At 25.9% G+C, this 4514-nt stretch carries 2 protein-coding genes and 1 pseudogene; 2 read left to right on the top strand and 1 reads right to left on the bottom strand.

The annotated features are described in order from the left end of the window. On the top strand, positions 1 to 470 hold a 470-nt coding region (locus KE631_RS02500), incomplete at its 5' end, for a DDE-type integrase/transposase/recombinase (RefSeq protein WP_212509263.1). Between the two features lie 486 nt (positions 471 to 956). Here KE631_RS02500 and KE631_RS02705 read toward each other — a convergent pair. Beyond that, positions 957 to 1819: pseudogene (locus tag KE631_RS02705) on the bottom strand (transposase). A gap of 2223 nt (positions 1820 to 4042) precedes the next feature. Here KE631_RS02705 and KE631_RS02490 point away from each other — a divergent pair. Next, positions 4043 to 4514 (top strand): IS3 family transposase (locus KE631_RS02490; protein ID WP_425305911.1); only part of this gene is annotated, 472 nt, incomplete at its 3' end.

The raw sequence follows: 4514 nt of genomic DNA, 5'->3' as shown, positions 1-4514 counted from the left end.
AACTATTTACCGACATTACTTATTTTCCTACTTCTCAAGGATTTATATATTTTGCTTGTGTTATTGATTCTTTTAATAATCAAATTATTGCCTCCCACACTTCAAACCGACAAAATAAAGAATTAATTTTAAACACAATCAAAAAAATTCCTACTTTAAAAACCCCTTGTATTATTCATTCTGACCAAGGTAAAGTTTATCAATCTCTAAAAGTACAAAAAGTTTTAACTAAAAAAGGGTTTTTAATTAGTATGTCTCGTAAAGCAACCCCACGTGATAACGCTGTCATTGAAAATCTTTTTGGCCAGATGAAAAGTATTTTATCCAACCAACATCCCTTTTTATTCCAAAAAACACCAAGTAAAATCAAAAAAATTATCAACCAATTCCCTTCTTTTTGGAATAATAAATGGTTATTAACTAAATTAAACAATTTATCTCCTTTGCAATACTTTCAAACTTTTAGATAAATATTTAATTATGGATATATAAACTTATAACCTTTGAAAAAAGGTTGTTTTGTCATGCATTTTTTTCTACAAAAAACAATAAATTCCGCATTATTGTAAAAAAATTTAACTCATGTCGTTTTTAATGGTGAGTTTTTCATTTTTTCGGCTCATATATAGTGGTGTAGATATACATTTAAAATATCTTTTCAAATTATCAAATACCTCGATTACACTTAAAAATGTCTGGTCGCTCTTTCATTGGTTCTGCTAGTTTCAAAAGATTTTTGAATATTTTAATCCCCACATTCATATATAGGTCGAAAATGAACCCACATAAACGACATGAGTTAACGCATTATTACCGGTCGTGGACTTATTGCCTCAGAAAAATGATGACAAAAACAACCTTTTTCAAAGGTTATGTTTCATATATCCATAATTAGTCATTTATCTAAAAGTTTGAAAGTATTGCAAAGGAGATAAATTGTTTAATTTAGTTAATAATCATTTATTATTCCAAAAAGAAGGAATTGGTTGATAATTTTTTGATTTTATTTCTGGTGTTTTTTGGAATAAAAGGGATGTTAAGCTGGATAAAATACTTTTCATCTGGCCAAAGATTTTCAATGACAGCGTTATCACGTAAGTTGCTTTACGAGACATACTAATTAAAAACCCTTTTAGTTAAAACTTTTTGTACTTTGTAGAGATTGATAAACTTTACCTTGGTCAGAATGAATAATACAAGGGGTTTTTAAAGTAGGAATTTTTTTGATTGTAATAAATAATTTTATTTTGTCGGTTTGAAGTGTGGAGGCAATAATCATTAAAGAATCAATAACACAAGCAAAATATATAAACTTGAGAAGTAGGAAAATAAGTAATGTCGGTAAATAGTTTTTGCATACAGAGGTAGTAAAGTTTTGATTAATTAAATTTGGGACTACTTGGAGGTTAGATTTTAAATTTTATAATAATATTTATTTTTTTAGCCTTAACTTACAACAAATATTATTTTCTTTCATGATAAGATAAACTTTTTCTAGTAATAAATTCGTTAAAAATTTCTTGGTATAAATCAGTAATTTTACGATGACCGTAAAAATATTCATTTTGTAAACATAAAGTTTGAATACGTTGTTGTTGCAAAAATATTTTGTTTCTTTAAATTTTAACTTTTTTCAATTTTTTTAGCTAATAATAATAAGTACTTGATTAATACGAATTACTTTCAAAATGGTAAGATTTAAGTCATTTTCAAATTTTTAATTAAATTAAAAACTATTTTTTTATTAATAGTTTGAATGTGAGAAACCATATTTGTACAATTTTATTTTTTTCTTTAATTTTTGCATTATTAACACCAATTATCTTAATATTTTTTATTAATTCCAAAAATAATTATAACTAAAATGCATTAAAACTTAATTTTAAAATATATTTATTAAATTATCAAGTCTAAAAAGTACTCAACAACGAGCGAAGTGAACTAGGCGGCCAGCCGAAGTACATCTAAATTAACCCCACCCTCCTCCTATAAAGTCCCCTTTAGGGGAGTTTAGGTTTTTTAATTTGACCGTTAAGTGAATTTGACGGGCACATGTTTAGATAATATATTTTTACATTTAAACATTATATGTCATGATATAATATAATATTTATAATTAAATATAAAACCTATCAAGGGTTTTTATATTTAATTATTATTATTAATATTATTATATTTATTGATATTATATTGGCTATTAATGATATATGTTTCTAATAAGATTAAACCCGAATTAAGTATTATTTATCACAACCCAATTCAAAACAGCCTTGAGGGCTTTTTGAATTGGGGTTTAGTTTTTACCCACGGGTTTAATTTTATTAGAAACATACCATTATATATAGTTAGGGCAAAAAAACGAAAAGTTGCATATAAACGACATGGATTAAATCTTTACGTAATAATGCGGAGTTCATTTCCTTTGGGGTTTGACGTAATTACGTAGTTTTTTGAAAATTAAGAGAAAAAGTTGCAAAAAATCGCACCAAAATATCTCTAAAAATAAAAAGACTCCCAAATGAGGGGCTAAAATAAAGTTTTAAAAAACGATCCGTTTAATTTTAAGGGTAAATCTCAAAATTTAGAGTGAGGTTTATGCGGCTTTGAGGGTCAACTTGAGGCTAAATTAAATTTAACGGGGTCAAAATGCAACTAGTATTACCCTAGGTTTGACGAATGCAGCGAAAGGGGCAAAATAACCTCTTTAAATGGCATTCTAGATTTAGTGCTGAATGTTTTCCATCCTCTCAGCTGAGGTGATCAAGTTTAGTAGTAAATTATTTTCTTTATTTTTCACGAAGTATACCAAGAATTACCCTTAGTGAAAGGGGAGTATTTTTATAAAATATTTAAATATTATAACAGCTCTATAAAATATACAAAAGAGCATATATGAAAATTAAAAAAAGAAGAAAAAAGGAACTTAATGAATTTTAAATAAACATGAAAACATAATATTAGAAGATGAAAATCAAAGATCAAACAAAGAACTTATAAAAATATTTAACGATATTATATAATGTTCAGAAAATGGAAGAAAATAATTTACTACCCCAAACTTGATCACCTCAGCTGAGAGGATGGAAACATTCCAGCACTAAATCTAGAATGCCATTTAAGGGGGTTATTTTGCTCTTTCGCTGCGACTAAATCAAACCTAGGTAATACTAGTTGCATTTGACCCCGTTAACCAGAATTTAGCCTCAAAGCTTTAATCTCTCAAAACCCGCATAAACACCACTCTAAATTTTGGAGATTTACATTCAAAATTAAACGGATCGTTTTTTAAAACTTTATTTTTTAGCCCCTCATTTGAGGGTCTTTTTATTTTTTAGAGATATTTTTGGTGCGATTTTTTTGCAACTTTTTTCTCTTAATTTTCAAAAAACTACGTAATTACGTCAAACCCCAAAATGAACTCCGCATTATTACGTAAAAAAATTTAATCCCATGTCGTTTTATATGCAACTTTTTCGTTTTTTTGCCCTAACTATATAATGGTATGTTTCTAATAAGATTAAACCCGTGGGTAAAACTAAACCCCAATTCAAAAAGCCCTCCAAGGCTGTTTTGAATTGGGTTGTGATAAATAATACTTAATTCGGGTTTAATCTTATTAGAAACATATATCATTAATATTATTATATTTAATATTAAATATAATAATATTAATAATAATAATTAAATATAAAAACCCTTGATAGGTTTTTATATTTAATTATAAATAATAAATTTATTATATTATATCATGACATATAATGTTTAAATGTGAAATATATTATCTAAACATGTGCCCGTCAAATTAAAAAATTTAACGGTCAAATTAAAAAACCCCTAAATCCCCTAAAGGGGACTTTATAGGAGGAGGGTAAGAGTTAATTTAGATGTACTTCGGCTGGCCGCCTAGTTCGCTACGCTCGTTGTTGAGTACTTTTAGACTTGATAATTTAATAAATATATTTTAAAATTAAGTTTTAATGCATTTTTTAGTTATAATTATTTTTGGAATTAATAAAAAATATTAAGATAATTGGTGTTAATAATGCAAAAATTAAAGAAAAAAATAAAATTATTACAAAATATGGTTTCTCACATTCAAACTATTAATAAAAAAATAGTTTTTAATTTAATTAAAAAATTTGAAAATGACTTAAATCTTACTACCATTTTGAAAGTAATTCGTATTAATCGAAGTACTTATTATTATTGGCTAAAAATTGAAAAAAAGTTAAAATTTAAAGAAACAAAATATTTTTTGCAACAACAACGTATTCAAACTTTATGTTTACAAAATGAATATTTTTACGGTCATCGTAAAATTACTGATTTATACCAAGAAATTTTTAACGAATTTATTACTAAGAAAAAAGTTTATCTTATCATGAAAGAAAATAATATTTGTTGTAAGTTAAGGCCTAAAAAAAATAAATATTATTATAAAAATTTAAAATCTAACCTCCAAGTAGTCCCAAATTTAATTAATCAAAACTTTACTACCTCCCAACCCATGCAAA

The sequence above is a fragment of the 'Santalum album' aster yellows phytoplasma genome, assembly GCF_018283495.1.
GTDB classification, from domain to species: Bacteria; Bacillota_I; Bacilli_A; order Acholeplasmatales; family Acholeplasmataceae; genus Phytoplasma; species Phytoplasma asteris.
This window is presented reverse-complemented; position numbering and strand designations above follow the sequence as displayed.